This window comes from Kistimonas scapharcae, from assembly GCF_039540975.1.
Lineage (GTDB): Bacteria > Pseudomonadota > Gammaproteobacteria > Pseudomonadales > Endozoicomonadaceae > Kistimonas > Kistimonas scapharcae.
Map to the genome: position 1 here is coordinate 1 of NZ_BAABFL010000432.1, position 20,545 is coordinate 20,545.

Below are 20,545 nucleotides of genomic sequence, written 5' to 3' on the forward strand. Positions count from 1 at the left end.
AATCCGTTTGTGCCAACGTCAAAGTCGGCTATCCCGCCACCGGTCTTGAGGATGACTTGGAAGTGCCGGCCATACTGGTGCAGCTGGAATCGCTGACTGAACTCAATCGCCGCGGTCAACGCGGGCTTTACCAGCTGCAGTTTCTGATCAGTCTGGCGGTTCGCACCAGTGATGCTTCCACTGAATCACTGCTGCAGCTCAGCCGACAGATCCGTCAGGCAATGGCGCCAGGTACACGACTTTGTCCGGAAGCCCGTAAGCTTCAGTTGACCGAAACACAGTTTGATATCGCTCCCGCCCATGGACGCCTGTCGTTTGCGGATATTGGGCTGCAGGTAGATGCGGTTCTGGGTTGAGAGTTAATTGAGATCCACCGCGAACGGCTTCAGGTCAGCGAGGTTAACGACTTCCAGGGTGGCCTCATGGGTGGATTGCAGTATCACTCTGGGCGCCTTTCCGGCTTCAAAGGCCTCCTTCCAGCGCAGGGCGCAAAGACACCAGTGATCACCGGCTTTGAGTCCGGGAAAATTCCATTCAGGATGGGGCGTGATCAGGTCATTGCCCTGTTTGAGAGAAAATGCCAGAAATGCCTCGGTCATCACGGCGCAAACCGTGTGTATGCCGCTGTCCTGATCGCAGGTATGGCAGAAACCATCGCGGAAAAAGCCGGTTACCGGATCCAGCCCACAGGGCAGCAGCGGCTGGCCCAACACATTCTTTTGCACGGATTTCTGTGCGGATTGTTGCTGACTCATCGACATCCTCCGTCGTTTGCCTGTTCACCAAGGATATACCCCAGGGAGAGAACCCATGTCACAAGTTGACCGCAGTTTTATCGGCGCCGGCAGCATCCATATCCAGCCATACGATCAATCTGCGCCACTGTTGCCGGTGGGCAATGTCAGTGAGTTTACCTTCAGCTTCGAAGAGGAAAAGAAGGAACTCAAGAACTACCTGGGCGGTGGTGGTAACCGCAATGTGGTCTCGCGTATTTCCGGGATTACCGGTTCCATCACCGCCCATGATTTCACGGCTCAGAATATCGCCCTGGCCCTGCGCGCTTCAGTCAGTGAGATTGGTGCAGGAGCCGTGACCGATGAACCCCATGCCAGCCACGGCATTGCCGATGAACTGATTCCTTTCGACAAACTGCCAGATCTCAGCCAGACGATCACGGTTAGCGACAGTCTTTCAAATCCTCTGACCGAGAATGTTGACTATGAACTGACCAAATCCGGTATCCGGGTGCTGGATGGCGGCGCCATTGACGACCAGGGTATTACGGTTTCCTATACGCCGCTGGTCGCCAATGCGGTACAGGCACTGGTGGAGTCGGGGAAGGAGTTCGCGCTCTTTATGGAAGGACTCAACGATGCCCAGGAAGGATTGCCGTTCAGTATTCGGGTACACCGGGTGAAATTCTCCCCGGTGCAGAACCTGGGCTTTATCTCGGAGGACTTTGCCAGCATTCCGCTGGCCATGGACATTCTTGCCGACCCGACAATTAGCGGCGTCGGCCTGAGCCCGTTTATGCGGCTGGATCTGGCGCAGTAGTTTTATTCAGTGATGGTAAGAGAGTCGTAGGCGACAAGACTCGGTGAACGCTTTGTGTTGACATCACTGACTCTTACCTTAAAGCCCTTCTTTAGGTGATCCAGAATCTCCTCGTAAGTATCGACATAGATGTAATCTTCCTGAAATCGAGTCTTGCTTACGACGAATTTTCCCGCTTGGGTTTTGTGAGGTTCACAAACGGTACCGGCTTTTTTTCCACGCGTGATGATATATCTGATTTCCATAATCGCCTCATTTCTAGTTGATTGTTGTCTACTCGTTTTTATGAGACTTCAGAAATGGCGGCATTTCAATAGGACAAACGAAATTATGGATTTACCTTGATATGATTCGTGAATCCGCTATTCGACTTACACTTAAAGCTCGTGATCTGCTCTCCGGGGTTATTCGCAAATCAGCGGACTCTTTGGGCGAGCTGGATGGCCGTGCCCGTGATCTAAAGACGGAACTGAAGGCATTAGAGCGCCAGGATCGTTTACTAACGGTGTTCCGAAAACAGGTCACCACAGTACGGGACAGCAACCGGGCCTATCGGGAGGCGCAAAAGCGGGTCGTGGAACTGGCCAGGGCTTACAGCCAGACAGAACAGCCTTCCAAACGACTGCAACAGCAGCTGACCTCGGCCCGCAAAACCGTCAGTGCGCTCAATGATCAGTACGGAAAGCAGCGGGACAAGCTGGCGGAACTGCGTCGTTCCCTTGAAAAACAGGGACTCTCGAATCGCGATCTGGCTGGCCAGCAGGCATCACTGCAACAAAAGCTCAAGGCGACGGCCGAAGCCTACCAGTCGGTTTCCCGCAAGGCTCGCACTACCCGTGAGACGCTGCATCGCAACCGGTTTCGACAAACGGCAGCAGACGCGGACAATGCCCGGCAAAGTATTAATCGCCTGTCGGGTTCCTTCCTGCGGCTGGTCACAGCGGCCTCGGGCCTTTACCTGATTAAACGCTCCCTGACCGGTATCCTGGAAACAGGGGATCGTTTTGAACGCCTGCGTATCCAGCTCAACGCCATCATGGGCTCCATTGAGGCAGGGGGCGAGGCGACTGACTGGATTCGAGAGTTTACCCGCAATACGCCGCTGCAATTGCAACAGGTTACCGAAGCTTTTGTCACGCTGAAGAACTTCGGCCTGGATCCCATGGACGGCACCCTGCAGGCCCTGGTGGATGTGAACAGCAAGCTGGGGGGCAGCTATGAACGACTGCAGCGTATCAGTCTGGCATTGGGGCAGGCCTGGGGTAAGCAGAAACTGCAGGGTGAGGAGCTAAGGCAGTTGATTGAGGCCGGAGTCCCTGTTTGGGAGTTGCTGGCCAATGTCACGGGACGTAATGTCACCGAGCTGCGCAAACTCTCTGAGCAGGGCAAGCTGGGCACTGATGTTATTCGGGGTTTGATTGCGGAGATTGGCCGGTCGTCGTCCGGTGCGGCGGCTGCCAACATGCAACTGCTGTCCGGTTATGTCTCCAACCTGAAAGATCGCTGGGAGGAATTCAAAAACGCTGTCGCTGAGAGTGGCTGGCTGAAATACGTGAATTCGGCTCTGGCAACACTCAGCAACAAACTGGATGCGTTGGACAAGGATGGCAGGCTGCAGGCGCTGACCACAGCGATATCAGACAGTTTCATCGCCATGGCAGAGGGCATCCGTGGAGCCTTTGAAGGCATTACCCTGGATGACTTTGTTGAACGGGTTCGTCAGGGTTTTACAAGTATTGCCGAGCAGGCCAGCGGCATTGTTGGCGCCTTTCGGATTATCGGCAATACCATCAGCGTCTTCTTTAACAGCTTTACCTTGGTGGTTAAGGGGGCCGCAACCTTTATAAGCGGTGCACTGGCGCAGATAACCCAAGGTGTGGCTGATGTGCTGGAAGTCTTTGACGCAGATGAACTGGCTAAGAAAACACGCCATTTCAGCGAGGCTACCCGTGAGGTGATGGCCGGCTTTGCCCGGGAAACGGCAGAAGACGCCAAACAGGTCCGGGCAAGCCTCAATAATATGGCCTCAGCCTTTACCGGTAGCCAGCGCCAGATGCAACAGGCTACCCAAAAGACGGCGGCGACCGTCAAATCAACCAACGACACCATCCAGCAGAGCAACGAACAAACCGCTGAATCAAAGGCGAACCTGTACAGTGATATCCAGTCCGCCCTGGATGCCATTGATGCATCGGAGACCAGTGCGGAGTTGGCAGATATTGGCGTCATACTGGCCCGTTCCTACAACGAGCAGAAGCTGTCTGCTGAGGATTACCAAAGTGCGGCAGAAAAGCTCAAAGAAAAACTCAATGAACTCAAACAGGCTGCCAAAGACACAGCCACCGGCCTGACGTCGATTGAAAGCGACGGTGGTAACGCCTTTGATGGCATGAGCAAGGCAGCCGGTGACGCCCAATCAATCACCGGGATGATGGCTAACCATATCAACGGCATTACCAGTGAACTCCATGCCATGAGTCCGGCGGCAGAAGCCGCATTTCAGGCAATCAATGCCGGCAACGACAGTGATGGCATTCGCAATACGGGTAATGAAATCGCAATGCTCAGGGAGCAGCTGGGCAAGGCACAACAAAAGGCTCAGGCGCTCAGTCAGTCCATGGGACACCTGGAAACTACCGGTATCAGTGACTGGTTCAAGGAGACGGCAATTGCTGCAGAAGTGACCAAGGCTAAATTCCTGGAACAGAAAATAACCTTTGAAGAACTAATGCAATCATGGCGAAACGGTGAGCTGACGGCTCAGTCCTTTACCCGTCAGGCGTCTTCCATGGGAAACAACCTGAACCTGCTCAATGAGGCCGATCTTGGTGCGCTGAACAGTGCGCTTGCTCAGGCCAAACAACAGATGGATGCCCTGAATGACAGCACTCGCAATACCCTGGAAAGCCTGCAAAACGAGCTTGATCAGCTGCGTGGCAATACCGAGGCGGTCGAAAAACGGAACTTTGAGCAGCGTAACCGGGAACTGGAGGCGGAGCTGGAAGAGGCCCGTCAGAAGGGCGATGCCGAATCCATCAACAACCTGGAAAAATCATTGCGACTTAATCGACAGGTGTATAACGAAAAGCGTCGTCAGATCAATGATGAAAAGAACGGGGAACGGCGGCGTGAGCAGGAACAAAGCCCGGCCAGCTCACAGCCTCTATTGACACCAGCCAAACCGCCTCAACAGACCAACACTGCAGCGGCGCCCGAGAAGGTCATCCGTCTGGAGTATCCCGGTGGACAGGTAGACGTCGGCATTCGAGACAGTGATGAAATGAAACTCCTCAAGGCGTTGGAGACTGCCGGCATGAGATCCATCTGATGACGCTGGATGACATTGAACTGCCAGATGATCTGCTCTGGGTGAATGAGTACCAGTGGCAGCCGGTCGCCCAAGAAACCGAGCGCACTTTGACTGGCGCATTGCTGGTTCAGGAACAGGCGAAACGCTATGGGCAGGAGATTGAGCTTGCTGGAGAGCAGTCAGGTTGGGTTTCACGATCAACCGTTGAGGCGCTCAAGATGCTGGAAGCCGAAGTCGGAAAGGTGATGACGCTTACCCTGCCAGACACCCGAACCTTTCAGGTGATCTTTGACCGCAGCAATGGCGCAGCAGTTGAGGCCCGGCAGGTGCTTCCCTATGCCTACCCCGACAATGATTACCTTTACTCGCTCACCATCAGGCTGCTAACCGTCGCACCCTGATCACACGGAGAACCATGGATGGCGATTCTTCCGGATGACGTCAAACTCTACGCCTCTCAACGCCTGACCGATGAGTCTGACGGCGGCGGTCGTGCGACCGGCAATGAGGTGATTGATGGCGATATCAATAATCTGTTTCGGGATATTTCCCGCATTGATCGCACCCTGGGCGATGTATCGCTCCGGAAAGTCTATGCCGGTGTCAGTACCGACAATACCGATCCCTACCTTGGCGCTCATCTGATCATTACCGAACCACCGCAGGATACCAGGGTCGATGTGCTGCTGTTCAACACCGACAGCCAGACCGATGAGCGTACCGAGGCCCGTAACCGGATTGAGTCTTATGTGGTGCCAGCTGTGGATGCCCCCTGGGAGCTGTTGGGTGATCAGCTGGTCGGGCAGCGCAGCATGCAGGCAGTGCAACGGTCTGAAGATCGTTTGCCTGAAATTGGTGAGGTCTATCGGCTGCTGGATGAAAACAGCGGACAGGAGCAGTACATCCGCATCACTGATGTTACTGCCAGCACCGAAACCTTCACTATCAGCCGCAATGACAACTATGTAGACTTTGTCCGCCGTCGTTTGACGCTGGGGATAAGTTCACCGCTGGAGCAAACCTTCCCGGGGGGCACAGCAACCCCCAGCGGTACCGATCGCCGTGACAGCACCCAAATCACCCGGATACAAAGCACACAGGTGGCCGATGCTGCCAAATACTATGGTGCTTCCTCGCTCAGGGAAACGGCCAGTTCTGGCAGCACCCAAATCAAGGTCAACGACATTTACGCCCACCTGGTGCCAAGTGCTACCAGCGAAACAGCGGTAATTGATGAGGCCGGTTACAGCGGCAGTCGCCAGATTCTGCCAACGCGCAATGGCACACTGAATACGACACTGGTTTTCGGACATATCCAGGGTAACCAGTCACGCTCCTATCTGGGCGCGGGTGTGGTCAGGCAGAGTCTGATATTAGCCATTGATGGTGGCACTTATGAGGACAATGGCGCCGGTGAGTTCACTCATGTTTCAGGCTCCGATCCTTTTGAGCGCATTACCATCGACTATGAAACCGGCCAGATTGACGTTTACCGGACGAGCAGTTATTTCACCGGTAATGCCAGCACGACCTGGCAGCCGGGAACAGCAGCAACCGGCATCAGTGTCTCCGAGGTCGTTCAGATTGAGCTGCAGAACCGGGGCTTTACCTACACCTTTGCTTTCCCGGAGGAAAAGCCCCGTCCCGGCAGTTTTGTGCTGAGCTACATGGCGCTGGGCAAATGGTATGAACTGCGCGATCCCGGTAATGGACTGCTGACCGGTAATGGCAGCGGCACCATTAATTTCGCTACCGGTTCAGTGGCCGTGACCCTGGAAGCCATGCCCGATGTGGATACAGCGTTGGTGGTCAGCTATTCACTGCCGTTTGATGATGAGCTGACCATCCATACCGGCTCAGCGGTTGCACAACAGCCGGAGATTCGTCACACCACAGCGCACCCGGGGATTAAACCGGGCAGCGTCGCCATAACCTATATCAGTGGCGGCCAGAGCAAAACGTTAACAGACAACGGCGCAGCGATTCTTTCCGGCGACGGTATTGGCAGCCTGATTTATGCGTCCGGAGAGCTGGCCTTTGTACCGGATACCTTGCCTGATGTCGGCACCGCCATCACGGTCAGCTATGAGCAGGGCAACCAGATTACCAGCCCGGTCAGTGTTGATGTAGACGGCAGCGGTACCGCAACCGGCACCATTCCCGGCGCCCCCCTGCTACCGGGCAGCGTCAAACTGACGTTTACCTGTGAGCGGATCGGAGAGGTTCCCAGTGCCTGGAAAGGCACCAATATCAAGCCCATCCAGATTTATGACCGAATTTACAATGTCACCCATACGGTATCCGATGACAGTACCGGGGGCTGGAAGGGGCGCGTCGGCTCCATCAACTATGCCACGGGTGAGTTTTCCATCGAGGCTGAACAGAACTACAGCTATAAGACCTACAAGATCAACACCTATAGCTATGAGTTCGCTGGCAAGACCTACACTCGCCAGCGCGTCGAGGGTGATACCACCACCCTGACGGAAACCTACCAGGGCAATACCCTGTCGGTGGTGGCGCAGGAGAACGCGCTTTCCCATCAGCCAGAAGCTGAAAGTGTCACTGTGCCTGATTTGCTTATCCGGCTGTTGCCCAATACATCAGAACCGCTGGTACCGGGTTCGGTGATGTTTGAGTTTGGCGGAGCTTTTTATCAGGACCGGGATGGCGCCATTATCAGAAATCTCTCCACCACTATCAATGCGGGCAGTATCGTCGGCAGCATTGATTATACCGGCTCACAGGTGACCCTCAGCCAGTGGCCGGACGGTGCCAGTCCAGCGGTAAACCTGGTGGCCTCTGCCACAACGGCTGCAGGTTATCAGACAGACCGTGTCGCTTTTCGCACACCCGGCGCACCGATTCGTGCAGGTAGTTTGCAAATCAGCGCACTGCGTGCCGACACCGGCGCTACCATTAGTGCCCAAGCGGACAACAACGGGCTGATCAGCAGCCCGGAGATGCTGGGTTATATCGATTACCAGAGCGGCTGGTGTCAGATAGAGTTCACCGATGGCGACAATCCTATTCATGTCATCCCGCAGTCTATCCGCTTCAACAGTGTGGTGCTGACCAGTATCCCATTGGATAGCGAGTTAATAGGCCTTGATCCGGTGCGCTTACCTGCCGATGGTCGGGTACCCATCTATCGTTCCGGTGATGTGGTGGTGTTGGCTCACACCGATAACACGACAGTGAACTCACCTGCCGCCGGACAAACGGTATCGTTGAGCCGGGATCATCAGGCTGAAATCACGTTAACGGACGACTCCGGTACTCCAATCAGTAGTGCGGATTATTCTGTGAATCTGGAAGCCGGTACCGTGACCTTTGAGAACGATCTAGCCGGTACACTCACCGTCCAAGACCGCATTGAGCAGATGGCGCTGGTCAGCGATGTGCAGATAAGCGGCGATATCAGTCTGGCAACGCCTCTGGCCTGGGACTTTCCGGCAGAAGATACGCTGGTCAGCAGCGCCGTCGTTTATGGCGATCTTCAATCCCGGGTACATGATGAATTCACCCAGCGCACCTGGGATAGCGGCGAGCCCAACTGGAGCAATCATCGCGTCGGTGATGACACCACGGCCCAGTACAACCTGATCAACTATCCCATTGAGATCAGTAACAAGGGAGCGGTGGACGGCCGCTGGGCGATTATTTTTACCAGCAGTAGTACCTTCCGTGTGGTTGAGGAAAACCTTGGCATTATCGCCACCGGATCAACCGGCAGCGATTGTGCGCCGATGAACCCGGAAACCCATGTTCCTTATTTCATTATCCGCTTTGACGGCTGGGGCACCGGCTGGAGCAGCGGTAATGTGCTGCGCTTCAACACCACCGGTGCGCTGGCGCCCTGCTGGCTGGTGCGAACGGTGCTGTCAGGACAGGGCACTATCGATGATGACCGTTTCACCCTGCAAATTAGGGGGGACGCAGACTGATGGCAACTTTGGCAATTGGCGATGGCAGTCAGAGTACGCCTTTCCTGATCCAGACGTCGGAGGACTTTGAGGCTGTCTGGCATGACTCGGGGAGCTATTACTACGAGCTGACCACTGATCTGGATATGGACGGTCGTGTACTCAATACCAATGGCGATGGTGGTAATTTCCATCTGAACGGCAAAGGTCACAAGGTCATCAACATGACCTGTGGCGCTTACTGGCACTTTTGGGGTAGCGGTGATATTCGCAATATTGAATTCTACATTGTCAGCGGTCTCACCACGGGATTGCACCAGACCTGTTATAACGGGGCAGTGCTTCAAGATGTAAGAATCCACTGGCAGCATAACGGCGACGTCTACCTTTCCCGGGACTGGCCGCAGGGACAGCCAGTTTACCAGAACGTGGTGCTCAGTGGTCTGGCGACGCTCAAGCACATCGCTAATCAGGAAGGCTTCGATACCAGCGGCTGTTATGTGGCCATGAACCGTGATCCCAATAATAGCGATGGTGTGCTGGTCAGCGATATCTATGATTCGGCGGAATACGTCAATCTGGATCCTGTCCTCTGGAACCTGACTCCAGGCAGTGTTCCCTCCCTGATCCCCCAGACCGGCGACTACAGTCGCTATACCCATGTGCGGGGTACGACGCTGGTAGACGGTAGTCCTGTACCAAGAGCGGTGCGGGCTGTGACCATGGAACGCCATGAGTTAATCGCCCAGATAGACAGCGAAAGCGATGGCAGCTTTGAGCTGGTCACTAGTCCCTACACCGATGGCATTCTGGTTTATGCCTTTGATGAGTACGGTAGCCTGCTAAAGCCTGATACGGCTTATGGAATTAGTGACGTTACCCATCCCCAGACACCCAACGGCTATCGCTATATTTGCATTCAGGCAGGCACGACAGACGCAACACTTCCCACCGAGCCATGGCCAACCGCTCAGCTGGCCAGCGGCACAGCCGTCTTTGAAGCCTATAAACTCCGCCAGCCCATGCTGCACGGCCCCGTAACGCCGAAAAGGATTCTCGGCTGATGGCGGGATACATTCCGAACCCGAACGCACTGGTGCTGTCAGTCCAGGACGGCTATGACGCACCGGATGCCGCGAATGTGGTGCTTGATGTGCCATCACCGGATGCTGCACAGACCTTTGTCAGTGGTACGGTGTCGTTGAACGGTGAACCGGCTGACAGAGAGATCGTGGTGGTTTCCTACCGGGAACAACAGCGGCAGGGGCAATTGTCGGAGCGCGTCATTGTCGCCAGTGGTCAAAGTACGACAGATGGCAGTTTTGATATTAACCTGAACGGCTTTGCTGAACCGGTTTTGGTGCTCGCCATGGACGACTATGGCGATACCTGGCAGGCCAGCACCCGTTACATTGCCGGCGATGTCATCCATCCCACGACAGGGAAGTGTGCCGGCTTCGTTTATGAGTGCATGAGTGAAGGAATATCAGGCTCATCAGAGCCCGAGTGGTGGGAGGATAACGGCAGCACCAATACCGGACTGGTTGGAACAGCCGTGTTTAAAGCCCGACCATTCTATCAGGCCATAGCCCATGGCCCTTTGCTGCCTGCCATAAGAAACGTCACTGACAATGGTTGACTTTCTTCCTGACCCGTCAAGTCTGACGTTGGATGGTGACAGTGATTACCCGGTACCTGATGCAGCAAGCATCACGCTGGATGTTGCGTTTGGAGAGCCAGTAAAACCACTGTCTGTCGTCTGGCCGGTAGCGCCATCAATAACCCGCAGTTGGCAAGCATCTTGGGAGCCTGCAGTTGATAAACAAAAAGGCGCGGATGTTGGTTGGCGTCGAATAACGCTTCATGAGAGCCATGTAAAGCTTCGACTGCAGGTGGCAAGCAAACAGATTGAGCCTGATCTCAAATCTCTCTGGGGAAGAGTCCCTGGCAAAGAAACAGGTTCTGTTCTGAAATGGGCAAATAGCCAAAGTCGTGAGTCTGATGTTGCAGGCTTGTGGGGAGACGTTCCTGCCAAAGATGCAGTACCTATCCATTCAGGTTGGGACGACAGCATTACATCAAAAGCAATCAGTCGCTTGATATTGTGGGGCAATCCGCCGGGTCAAGATCAACAGCATAGTGGTGGCTGGTATCGGGTACAGGAGCACTTGTCTGAGGAAACCGAACCGACCACATATATCCCGGTACCGGCTCGTTTAGCCTTTGTGTTTCAGAGGGGACTCTACACGCCAGCCAACAATGATGCGGTGTGGTTTACTTTTGGCTCACCGGTCATCCCAAAGGCGAGCAGGCCGCGCAATAGCAGTATCCAGTCATCGTGGGATGTGGCCGAGCAGTACAATCCTGCCTGTCAGCTGCCATGGGGAGCAGGGCAGAGCCAGCAACGGAGCGATGGGGATTACAGTATTCGATTCACGGCAAATATTGATCCTGTTGATCCCACAGATCCAAGCGACCCTGAAGATCCCACTTCCCCAGAACGACCCGCCGACAAGGATACCTGGTTTATCATGAACACCATTAGTGTTGTCACCCGGTCGGATCAGCAGCCACTGGATGTCACTGAGCTGGCCATAGAACTGGATATCGATAGTTTCACCTGGCAGCTGTCAGCGCAGATCAACAATCGCGCCAGCCTTAACCGGGTAGCGCCAGATCAGAACGGCCCGAAGGAAATAGAGGTCACTATCAACGGCTGGCGCTGGGTGTTTATCGTTGAGCGTTATGAAGCCAACCGTAGTTTCAACCGGGAGCGTTACCGGATTCACGGTGAGAGCAGAACAAAATTGCTGGCAGCACCTTACGCGCCTCTTCGATCCCACAGTGAGAGCGCTCCTATTAATGCCAAGCAGGCAGCAATCCAGCAACTTGAAAACACGGGTTTTACTCTGGACTGGCAGAGCGAAGGCGATTTTGTTACACCGGACTGGACCTTTCCAGAAAACACCTTCTCATACCATGAGCAGACTCCCATGCAGGTTGTTGCGAGAGTTGCAACAACGGCAGGAGCGGTGGTCATCCCATCTGCGGCTGAAGATGTTTTGACCATCCAGCCTCGGTATCCTCAAAGCCCGTGGGACTGGAAACCAGGAACAGCGATCACAAACTTCATAATTCCCGAGAGCATGATTATTGGCCTGTCGGCCCAATGGAAACCAGAGCCTCAATACAATGCGGGATATGTATCGGGGATTCATACAGGCGTTTCGGTGAATGTCAGGCGTAAAGGCACTGCTGGTAATGAGTCAGCACCGGATATTTACGATGACTGGCTGGTGGATGTTGGCCTCAATACTGAGCGAGGGAGAAATGAACTGGCCAAGGGCGGAAATCAGTCAGTTGTGACGCTGGAAATACCGCTGATGCCAGTTGGTGAATCACCAGGTCTGGTGTTGCCGGGTAAATTGGTGGAGGTCATTGAGACCGATGAGGCGTGGTATGGACTCAGCCTGTCCGTAGCGATCACGGCCGCAGGCGGCGGAAAAGGTAAAGTATCGCAGCGGGTCGAACTGGAGCGACATTACTGATGGCATCAACCAGTATCTGGAAACGATTTACAGGATTGTTGGCATCACCTGCTGGAGTTGTAGGTACGATAGTTGAACATCACAGTGATGGTACCAGTGTTGTCCTGTTACGTACGTCGAGTATCATCAGGGCTAAAGGGGGTTCTGTGGGTATTGGGAAAAAAGTCTTTGTTGAAGCGGGGGAAGTCAAGCGGGAGGTACCTGATCTGCCTTTTTATGATTTAGAAGTTTAGAGGAATGATCTGATCCAGGTCAAAATAGTGGGCTATAGTCCTTATTCCGGTATGGATAATGATGTAATGCCGTATCAATGCAAGTTCCTTCAGGTTTTTCTCTCAATTTCTGTCGAATTTTGATTTTTTGCATCCTGTCTGTGAATAGTGGCAGGTTCTGTCTTTCACGGGAACTACCTCTTGAGTGTCTGGGTCATTTGTGTGACTCTAAACCACATAAAATACCCAGCGGGAATTCCGGTTACATGAACTTAACCAACAAACAACTATTGGATAAAACTGTCGAGATTTGGGGCAAACAATATGTAGCTCAGACTCTTGGCTACAAGCATCACTCGGAAGTCAGCAAATGGTTCAAATCCGAAAAAGGTCCCAGTCTGAATGATGAACAACGTCACCTTTTGATGGGGCTTTTACCTCCCAAGCCTGTTGGCAAGGAACCGCCGACCTTCCAGTTTATTGATCTGTTTGCCGGAATTGGTGGTATTCGTAAAGGTTTTGAGGACATTGGTGGTGAATGTGTGTTCACTAGTGAGTGGAATAAATATGCCGTACAAACCTACAAGGCTAACCACTACAGTGACCCCGAAAAGCACACTTTTAATTCTGATATTCGGGAAGTTACCCTGAGTGAATTGCATCCGGAAATAAATCCACAAGTCGAAGAGTTTGTCGACAAGCATATCCCTGATCATGATGTCCTGCTGGCGGGCTTTCCCTGTCAGCCTTTTTCACTGGCTGGTGTTTCCAAAAAGAATGCGCTTGGGCGCGCTCATGGCTTTGAATGCAAAACCCAGGGAACCCTGTTTTTTGATGTGGCCCGCATTATTGAGGTGAAACGTCCGGCCGCTTTCGTGCTTGAGAACGTGAAAAATCTGAAGAGTCATGACAAGGGAAACACTTTCAGGGTTATCGCGGAAACACTGGATGAACTGGGTTACTGGGTTTCAGATATTGAGGATATGAGCACAAGAGACCCGAAGATTATTGATGGTAAGCATTTCATTCCCCAGCATCGTGAGCGGATTGTGCTGGTGGGATTCCGAAAGGATCTCCATGTGTACGAAGGCTTTACACTGAAAGATATTGCTGCAGAGATTCCTTCGAAGCGGATGGCTTTTGCTGATCTGCTGGACAAGGATGTCGATGACAAATACATCCTGACTCCACGACTCTGGGAATATCTATATGAGTATGCGAAAAAACATCAAGCCAAGGGGAATGGGTTTGGTTATGGGCTGGTTGATCCTGAAAACCCCAAAGCGATTGCCAGAACATTGTCAGCCCGTTACCACAAGGATGGTTCGGAGATTCTGATTGATCGTGGCTGGGACAAAACTTTGGGAGAGAAGAAATTTTGGGATGAGAAAAATCAGGCACAGCGCCCCCGTCGTCTGACTCCCAGAGAATGTGCCCGTCTTATGGGCTTTGAGAAGCCGGGAGAACATGACTTCAGAATTCCGGTGTCTGATACCCAAGCTTACCGCCAGTTTGGTAACTCTGTCGTTGTGCCGGTATTTGCTGCAGTGGCCCAATTAATGAAAGAGCGGATACTGGCAGCCAAGAAAATCACTGACCGTGAGAGAGCTGCGAAGGTTAAGGAAGTAAGTCCGCAGGAGGAACTTCTGGAAGCCGCTGGCGCATAATTCACTCACGTCACTCAATCGGGAGCAGATGGTATTCTGTTCCCATGGAACGATTCTGATGGATGTTGTCAGCCCCGCTGTCCGTAGTCGTATGATGTCCAGTATTCGTGGTAAAGACACGAATCCGGAGCTTCTCATTCGCAAGGCCCTGTTTGCACATGGCTTTCGCTATCGTCTTCATGATAAATCCCTGCCAGGCAAGCCTGATCTGGTTTTTCCCAAGTATCGAGCTGTTATCCAGATTAATGGCTGTTTTTGGCATGGCCATGGTTGTCACATGTTCAAGTGGCCATCAAGCCGTCAGGCGTTCTGGAAGAAAAAAATTACTGAGAACAAGTTACGGGATGAATCAAATGGCCTTGCGTTGGAACAGTTGGGTTGGCGAGTTTTGACTGTTTGGGAGTGTGCATTAAGGGGGAGACATAAGCAGTCGCTTGATGAAGTTGTGTTTCTCATAAAAAGCTGGTTGATTTATGCCGGAGCTCCCATGGAAGTCACCGGCCTTTCTATTGAAGAGGGGCATCACAACAGTATGTGGCGCACATCTTCGTAAAGGTGGTTGGCTGCTTTGCCAATATCGTTCACTCTCCATTGTGATCGGCGTTTTGACTGGCTTTTATCGGAGATATTCAATTTGGGGGCGGGATCCAAGAAGATTACTCCACTGTGAATGGCTTGAAAAAGGCGGTCTATAGATGTCTTTCTGCACCAAAGTATCTTGTTGTCAAAGGACACTCTGTATTTGTAGCCTTCCCGGATGTCGTCGGTATCGGTAGCATCTGTTCGGGAGGCCGGTACGTAGACAACTTCATTGTGTTTTGCTCCCCAGCAGTTTAGAAGACGCTCTAGACTCCAGCCTGCAGCCAGCTTGTTTTTCTCATCCAGAAGTGCAACATAAATATTACTTTGTGCTGCAACAGGTCTTGAGGGATCGTAGTTTTCGATCTTCATGAGGAGGCCGCTTTTCTTTGAAATCGTTCCCACTTTGTGAATCCCTGTTAGCCGATAATTCCCGTTGGCATCCTGATAGCCATATGTCTTCATGAATTGGTCAAAATTATCAGCGTAATCCCCCATGTCTGGTTCTGGGGTGAAAAGGGTGATCTTTCTCTGTGTATGGGCTTTAAGTTCAATGCCTTCGAAGTCGCCGTTCTTGTCGCTGTTGGGAAGTATTCCGCAAGCTTGTTCTAGGGTGTATCCGCACACCTGTGTGCCGTTGAATGGGATTACCAGCCCCTCTGTATTCAGACGGCATCCCTTGTGATCCGTCTTGGCTGCCAGTGACAGCAAGTTCTCCAGTCGATCGCTACTGGTAGTGTCAAGTGCAAGATACTTCCAGACACGAGATTTTTCTGCATTGGGTAGTTTTTTGATTTCATCAATGAGACCTTGTGCCGGGTTCAGAATCATCAGAGCAAGGACGTCTCCTTGTCCGCGTCGTCCCATAACCAGATAGCGTATGCAGTCGGGGTTGGCTTTGGTGAATTCGACTGACATCGACTCTGGCATGGTGTTGTCTACTGTCTGGAAGCCTGACAGGCGGGCTTCTGGGTATTGGGGATAAATAATCAGTTTGACATTTCGAGCTCTCACTTCCTCCTCTGAACGGTTGAGCCAGTGAAACACGTTAAATGTGGCTTCCATAATGGAAGAGCCTTTGAGTGTCCCGCCTTTTTTGGTGCTGATACATGCTGAGCGTTCTTGGAAGGAAACTTCAAAAAACGGTGTTAGGGGTTTGAAGTCAGAGCCGGAGTATACCTGGTTCTTGTCATTATGGTTTTTGCTGAGCGGCTTAATAATGGCGTCATGCACTCCATGTTTGCGAAGGATGTCACTGAGAGCGCTGAGTGAGTTGAAGTTGAATTCAAAGATCATTGCATTTTACTCCATGGATGTGATCGTCTTTTCAGGATATGCGTAATTTTTCCATGATACAAGGTAGATACAAGGGTAAAACAAGGCGAAAAATCATAACATATTGAAAAATAAGTAAATATAAATACATTGTATAGCTTTTATATATAGTCGATGGTGTGTATATGGCTATTGTAATTGTATTGCTGCTGAATAAGCAGTTTTTGGCTGCATTGTCGATATAACAGCTGTCTTTAAGGGGTTTGTAATCATCCCCTAAACTAGGGGCATTCCGGATTAGAGTTTTCCAGCTGCTCAGATTTGGCCAGATATTCCCATGGCGTCAAATCGTTCAGGGAACTGTGTGGACGTTCATTGTTGTATTCCCGGATCCAGTTCTCGCTCAGCTCCCGGACTTCATTCAGTGACCTGAATACATACATGTTGAGTATTTCGTCCCGGTAAGTCCGGTTAAAACGTTCAACGTACGAATTCTGGGTCGGAGTACCTGGCTTGATGAACTCCAACTGGATCTGGTGCTGCTCCGCCCACTCAGCCAGTGCTGTTGAAATGAACTCCGGACCGTTATCCATGCGTAGCTTGTTCGGATAGCCGCGCCAAGCAACAACCCGCTCAAGTACACGGATTATCCGCTGAGCAGGTAAGTTCAGGTCGATCTCAATGGCCAGGGCTTCACGATTGAAGTCGTCCACAATGTTGAAGGTTCTGAAACGTCTGCCACACATCAGTGAATCGCTCATAAAGTCCATTGGCCAGCATTGATTCATCGACGAGGGAACGCACAATGGCTCCGGGTTCCTGGCTGGCAATCGCTTCTTACCCCGGCGACGTTTGTTCAGCTTTAATTCACAGTAAATCCGGTGAATGCGCTTGTGGTTCCAGTGATATCCTTGCCGCTTGAGCATCTTGAACAGCATGCTGAAGCCATAGGCAGGATAACGTTCAACAGCCTCCAGAAGCGCTGCAATGACAGGCTCATCTCTACGCTTATCCGGCTGGTAGCGATACACAGAGTCACTGATGCCAACGATCCGACAAGCTCTTCGAAGACTGACATTGTGATACTGCGTCGTGTAGTCAACCAACTCTCGTCGAAGCGCTGGCTTCACAGCTTTCTTTCGACAATATCCTTGAGGATTTTGTGATCCAGGCTGAGCTCTGCAAACATCTGCTTAAGTCGACGGTTTTCATCTTCGAGCTCTTTCAGCCGTTTTACATCGGAGACTTCCATACCACCGTATTTGGCCTTCCAGTTGTAGTAGGTGGCATCTGAAATGCCGTATTCCCGGCAGACCTCCTTGACCAGCCTGCCGCCTTCCACTTCCTTGAGGATCTTCATGATCTGGGTTTCTGTAAAACGTGATTTTTTCATTTCGTTCTCCGTTTGACTCAGTGTTAGTCGGAGAACTCTAATTCGGAATGCCCCTAGTTTAGGGGATGATTACAATCGAGAAATCCCCGCTTTCAAGTGCTCACCATAGTTGGATGAATCTGGTAACGAGCCGCCAGTCCTGACGCTGTCTTATCCCCCCCATGGCCGCCAGCGCGACTTTAGCCTTTAATGCGGGACTGTAGTGTTTGTGTTTTTTGCTCATGATTGCATCGTTCATTTTTTATGTGTCAGAGCTTTCTCATCTGTATGATTTTTGGGACCTTTTCAGTTGCCATTGACTTTGCAAAAGAGTAAAAAACTCAGTTGCGAAAATTTTATGTTTTTCTCTATCTGTTTCCTGGAAGCAGGTATTACAGGAGTCAGGCCCAGTGAGCCAAAAACAAGAGGCCGATGTCAGGCATCGGGATGAAATAGTTAAATATATTGAGAACCAGCTTGTTGGCCCTGTCGGCGGACCTGAAGAGTTAATTAACGATAAGCCTCACAAGCGTTATTTGATGGGAATACTTTTCCCGGTGGAAGCGGTAGAGGATGAGGTCAGTGAAGATACCCCTGATGAGATGGATAACTCGGTATCTCTGTCATCTGAATTTAAACCGTCATCAATGGCGCTATCCTTTGCATTGTCTGAAGGTGCAAAACTGAAGATAGTTCTGACCGCAGGCCTCTACAGCAGAGACGAGTCGAAGTGGCAGCGTAAAGCAGCAACTGAAACGGTAATTTTTGATTGTCTGCATGAGCAGTCCAAATCGCAGCAGGTAATTGATAAAAGGGCTAGGGTTTCTATTGTCAAAAGGCCCTGGAAAAGTGGGCATATCGTTACCGTTGCACTTTCCAATGATCGCCCCAGCGGTATTAAACTGAATCCTGCTGACTGTCTGTATCAGACAAAAATCCATTGCCAGCTTGAAGAAGGTCAGTTTAAGGAGTATCCCGGCACTGAACGTTTCCGGTTTGATGAAGAGCAGGAAGAGCTGTCACTGCTTTATAGCAAGCGTGTGAACTGGTCTGTTGGTCATGGCTGCGGCAGCGTGTGGGAAGACGAGTACGATGAAACTCCTGCCTGGATCAGTTCAGCCAGTGTTCCTGCCAGAGAGGTTTACGGCTTCAGCACTGATATTGATTTTTCTGAGTTCCCGGATGTACCCGAAGATATCCTGTCGATCCAGACGATAGCCAACGACAAACAGGCGAATGAAAAAACGCTTGTCAGCGGCTTGAAACTATTTGTTGAGTCCTACAGGAGTTGGATCAAAGGGATAGAGCGGACATCAGTGGCTGACCATCATACAGCAGCCAGGGATAGAATCCTTTCTCGTCTGAATGAAACCGCAGATCGAATGCTGGGCGGTATAGCGGCTCTGGAAAAATCAGCGAATGCCATGCGTGCGTTTCGACTGGCTAACCAGGCTATGTTGATGCAGATGGTTCATAGCGGCAAGGACTTTGGCGGTACGGCAAGAGCGCGGGATACATTCCAGTTTACTGCACCGGAATATTTCGGTGACAAGTTTAAGGATTATAACTGGCGGCCTTTCCAGCTGGCCTTTCAGTTATTGGTTATTGAGTCACTGATTTATGATGAGGCAGGCGACTATTCTGATAGCCGTGATGTAGTGGATTTGCTGTGGTTCCCTACGGGTGGTGGTAAAACAGAAGCCTACCTGGCGGTTGCGGCCTGGGAAATGTTTTATCGAAGGCTGGAAGATGGTTTGAAGGGCGCAGGTACAGCGGTTATCAAGCGCTACACATTACGATTACTGACCTCACAGCAATTCCAGCGTGCAGGAACCCTGATCTGTGCTCTGGAAACCATGCGAAAGCATTTACGCCAGGAGATGGGCAATGAGCCTTTCACCCTGGGTTTATGGGTTGGACAGGACAGTGCGCCCAACAAGTTTACCTCTGGGGACAGGGACCGGCCTGCTGCACTGGAAAAATATCTGAATCTCAGAGAGGAGGATGTTCCTGAGAATCCGTTTCAGCTACAGCGTTGTCCATGGTGCGGTACGAGTATAGTTCCAGCGGAAAGAACAGAAGACGACGCGGATTATGGTGTGCATGCGACAGAAAGCAGTTTTGCTTTCTATTGCCCTACAAGTACCTGTAGTTTTCATGATGACTTGCCTATTCAGGTGGTCGATGAGGCGCTCTATCAAAATCCTCCCAGTATGTTGATTGGCACCGTGGATAAATTTGCCCGGTTGGCGTGGCTGGAGAAAACCAGGGCTTTCTTTGGAGATGGCAAGTTTAATCCGCCCAGCCTGATAATTCAGGATGAGCTGCATCTTATTTCCGGTCCTCTGGGGACTATTGCGGGTATCTATGAGGCGGGAATTGACACACTGATTCGGCAATCAGGAGGCAGGGCCAAGGTTATTGCGGCTACCGCTACTATCCGGTCAGCGGAACAGCAAAATCGTCGTTTATTTGGTCGTGAAGTCCAGATATTTCCACCGCCAGGTATTGATGAAAGTGACTCCTTTTTTTCACGGGAAGACAAGAGTAAACCCGGGCGCCTGTATTTAGGCATTATGCCATCAGGGCATACAGGCCAGACAGCCCTGGTTCAGACGGCAGCAGCCTTGTTACAGGCACCCATAGCGACTGATCAAACGGATCAGGCCTATGATACCTGGTGGACCTTGCCCATTTATCACAATAGCCGACGGGAACTGGGTAAAACCATGACACTGGCCAGGGATGATATTCCTGCCCGTATTGGTGTGATTGCTGACTCGGGAAATATCCGGGACTGTACTCATGTTGAGGAACTCTCTGCCAATGTCAAGGGTGCAAGAATTCCTGAAGTACTTGATAAGCTTCAGGTGTCTGCCCACAAAGAAGGAGCGATTGATGTGCTTCCATGCACCAATATGATTTCGGTGGGGGTGGATATATCAAGGCTCGGCATTATGCTGATCAATGGTCAGCCGAAAACCACAGCTGAGTACATCCAGGCTTCCAGTCGTGTGGGACTGTCAGCACCGATTTAAAATGTCCACTTTCCACCGATTGGATTTGACCTCCCGATTAACCCTTTCATGGCCGATATTTCTC

At 51.7% G+C, this 20,545-nt stretch carries 16 protein-coding genes; 12 read left to right on the forward strand and 4 right to left on the reverse strand.

Annotated features, from left to right (window positions below; genetic code table 11):
* On the forward strand, nt 1-356 hold a 356-nt coding region (locus tag ABD892_RS17600), incomplete at its 5' end, for a hypothetical protein (RefSeq protein WP_345197282.1).
* A 3-nt stretch (nt 357-359) separates the two neighbouring features.
* Here the strand turns inward: ABD892_RS17600 and ABD892_RS17605 are convergent.
* On the reverse strand, nt 360-755 hold the full coding sequence (locus tag ABD892_RS17605) for a DUF2237 family protein (protein ID WP_345197283.1): 396 nt from the start codon (nt 753-755) through the stop codon (nt 360-362).
* A gap of 55 nt (nt 756-810) precedes the next feature.
* On the opposite strand from ABD892_RS17605, the gene ABD892_RS17610 reads away from it, so the two are divergent.
* Entirely contained in the window at nt 811-1,554 is a 744-nt protein-coding gene (locus ABD892_RS17610; RefSeq protein ID WP_345197284.1) for a phage tail tube protein, read from the forward strand.
* A gap of 2 nt (nt 1,555-1,556) precedes the next feature.
* Here the strand turns inward: ABD892_RS17610 and ABD892_RS17615 are convergent, their stop codons facing one another.
* Complete coding sequence (locus ABD892_RS17615; protein WP_345197285.1) at nt 1,557-1,799, reverse strand: hypothetical protein; 243 nt, start codon at nt 1,797-1,799, stop codon at nt 1,557-1,559.
* A 101-nt stretch (nt 1,800-1,900) separates the two neighbouring features.
* Between ABD892_RS17615 and ABD892_RS17620 the strand changes: the two genes are divergently transcribed.
* From ABD892_RS17620 to ABD892_RS17660, 9 genes are all read left to right on the forward strand, one after another.
* A complete protein-coding gene (locus ABD892_RS17620) occupies nt 1,901-4,882 on the forward strand; it encodes a tape measure protein (RefSeq protein ID WP_345197286.1) in 2,982 nt (993 codons plus the stop codon).
* On the forward strand, nt 4,882-5,265 hold the full coding sequence (locus tag ABD892_RS17625; RefSeq protein WP_345197287.1) for a hypothetical protein: 384 nt from the start codon (nt 4,882-4,884) through the stop codon (nt 5,263-5,265). Before ABD892_RS17620 ends, ABD892_RS17625 begins: the two co-directional genes overlap by 1 nt.
* 18 nt (nt 5,266-5,283) lie before the next feature.
* The gene (locus ABD892_RS17630; protein WP_345197288.1) at nt 5,284-8,811 is read left to right on the forward strand and encodes a hypothetical protein; all 3,528 of its coding nucleotides are present in this window, start codon (nt 5,284-5,286) and stop codon (nt 8,809-8,811) included.
* Entirely contained in the window at nt 8,811-9,854 is a 1,044-nt protein-coding gene (locus ABD892_RS17635) for a hypothetical protein (RefSeq protein WP_345197290.1), read from the forward strand. Before ABD892_RS17630 ends, ABD892_RS17635 begins: the two co-directional genes overlap by 1 nt.
* A complete protein-coding gene (locus ABD892_RS17640; RefSeq protein ID WP_345197291.1) occupies nt 9,854-10,429 on the forward strand; it encodes a hypothetical protein in 576 nt (191 codons plus the stop codon). Before ABD892_RS17635 ends, ABD892_RS17640 begins: the two co-directional genes overlap by 1 nt.
* Nucleotides 10,422-12,338 carry a hypothetical protein gene (locus tag ABD892_RS17645; RefSeq protein ID WP_345197292.1) on the forward strand — a complete coding sequence of 639 codons (1,917 nt, stop codon included), beginning with the start codon at nt 10,422-10,424 and terminating at the stop codon, nt 12,336-12,338. Before ABD892_RS17640 ends, ABD892_RS17645 begins: the two co-directional genes overlap by 8 nt.
* A complete protein-coding gene (locus tag ABD892_RS17650; protein WP_345197293.1) occupies nt 12,338-12,571 on the forward strand; it encodes a hypothetical protein in 234 nt (77 codons plus the stop codon). Before ABD892_RS17645 ends, ABD892_RS17650 begins: the two co-directional genes overlap by 1 nt.
* Before the next feature lie 245 nt (nt 12,572-12,816).
* Nucleotides 12,817-14,217 (forward strand): DNA (cytosine-5-)-methyltransferase, encoded by a 1,401-nt coding sequence (dcm, locus tag ABD892_RS17655; RefSeq protein WP_345197294.1) that lies wholly within the window; start codon nt 12,817-12,819, stop codon nt 14,215-14,217.
* A 58-nt stretch (nt 14,218-14,275) separates the two neighbouring features.
* Nucleotides 14,276-14,770, forward strand: coding sequence for a very short patch repair endonuclease (locus tag ABD892_RS17660; protein WP_345197295.1), 495 nt, complete (start codon nt 14,276-14,278; stop codon nt 14,768-14,770).
* Here ABD892_RS17660 and ABD892_RS17665 read toward each other — a convergent pair.
* Entirely contained in the window at nt 14,740-16,092 is a 1,353-nt protein-coding gene (locus ABD892_RS17665) for an MvaI/BcnI family restriction endonuclease (RefSeq protein ID WP_345197297.1), read from the reverse strand. The two genes, ABD892_RS17660 and ABD892_RS17665, sit on opposite strands and share 31 nt — an antisense overlap.
* A gap of 260 nt (nt 16,093-16,352) precedes the next feature.
* Nucleotides 16,353-17,464 (reverse strand): IS3 family transposase gene (locus ABD892_RS17670; RefSeq protein WP_345197298.1). Its coding sequence is split into 2 segments (ribosomal slippage): nt 16,353-17,212 and nt 17,212-17,464, totalling 1,113 coding nucleotides; the frame shifts between segments, so codons are not numbered across the junction.
* A gap of 389 nt (nt 17,465-17,853) precedes the next feature.
* Here ABD892_RS17670 and ABD892_RS17675 point away from each other — a divergent pair.
* A complete protein-coding gene (locus ABD892_RS17675) occupies nt 17,854-20,481 on the forward strand; it encodes a helicase-related protein (RefSeq protein WP_345197299.1) in 2,628 nt (875 codons plus the stop codon).
* Nucleotides 20,482-20,545: the final 64 nt, after the last annotated feature.

Bases quoted from the DNA above. Each gene is read 5' to 3' on its own strand.
- ABD892_RS17605 (WP_345197283.1), bottom strand. From the start codon at position 755: ATGAGTCAGCAACAATCCGCACAGAAATCCGTGCAAAAGAATGTGTTG.
- ABD892_RS17610 (WP_345197284.1), top strand. From the start codon at position 811: ATGTCACAAGTTGACCGCAGTTTTATCGGCGCCGGCAGCATCCATATC.
- ABD892_RS17615 (WP_345197285.1), bottom strand. From the start codon at position 1,799: ATGGAAATCAGATATATCATCACGCGTGGAAAAAAAGCCGGTACCGTT.
- ABD892_RS17620 (WP_345197286.1), top strand. From the start codon at position 1,901: ATGATTCGTGAATCCGCTATTCGACTTACACTTAAAGCTCGTGATCTG.
- ABD892_RS17625 (WP_345197287.1), top strand. From the start codon at position 4,882: ATGACGCTGGATGACATTGAACTGCCAGATGATCTGCTCTGGGTGAAT.
- ABD892_RS17630 (WP_345197288.1), top strand. From the start codon at position 5,284: ATGGCGATTCTTCCGGATGACGTCAAACTCTACGCCTCTCAACGCCTG.
- ABD892_RS17635 (WP_345197290.1), top strand. From the start codon at position 8,811: ATGGCAACTTTGGCAATTGGCGATGGCAGTCAGAGTACGCCTTTCCTG.
- ABD892_RS17640 (WP_345197291.1), top strand. From the start codon at position 9,854: ATGGCGGGATACATTCCGAACCCGAACGCACTGGTGCTGTCAGTCCAG.
- ABD892_RS17645 (WP_345197292.1), top strand. From the start codon at position 10,422: ATGGTTGACTTTCTTCCTGACCCGTCAAGTCTGACGTTGGATGGTGAC.
- ABD892_RS17650 (WP_345197293.1), top strand. From the start codon at position 12,338: ATGGCATCAACCAGTATCTGGAAACGATTTACAGGATTGTTGGCATCA.
- dcm (WP_345197294.1), top strand. From the start codon at position 12,817: ATGAACTTAACCAACAAACAACTATTGGATAAAACTGTCGAGATTTGG.
- ABD892_RS17660 (WP_345197295.1), top strand. From the start codon at position 14,276: ATGGATGTTGTCAGCCCCGCTGTCCGTAGTCGTATGATGTCCAGTATT.
- ABD892_RS17665 (WP_345197297.1), bottom strand. From the start codon at position 16,092: ATGATCTTTGAATTCAACTTCAACTCACTCAGCGCTCTCAGTGACATC.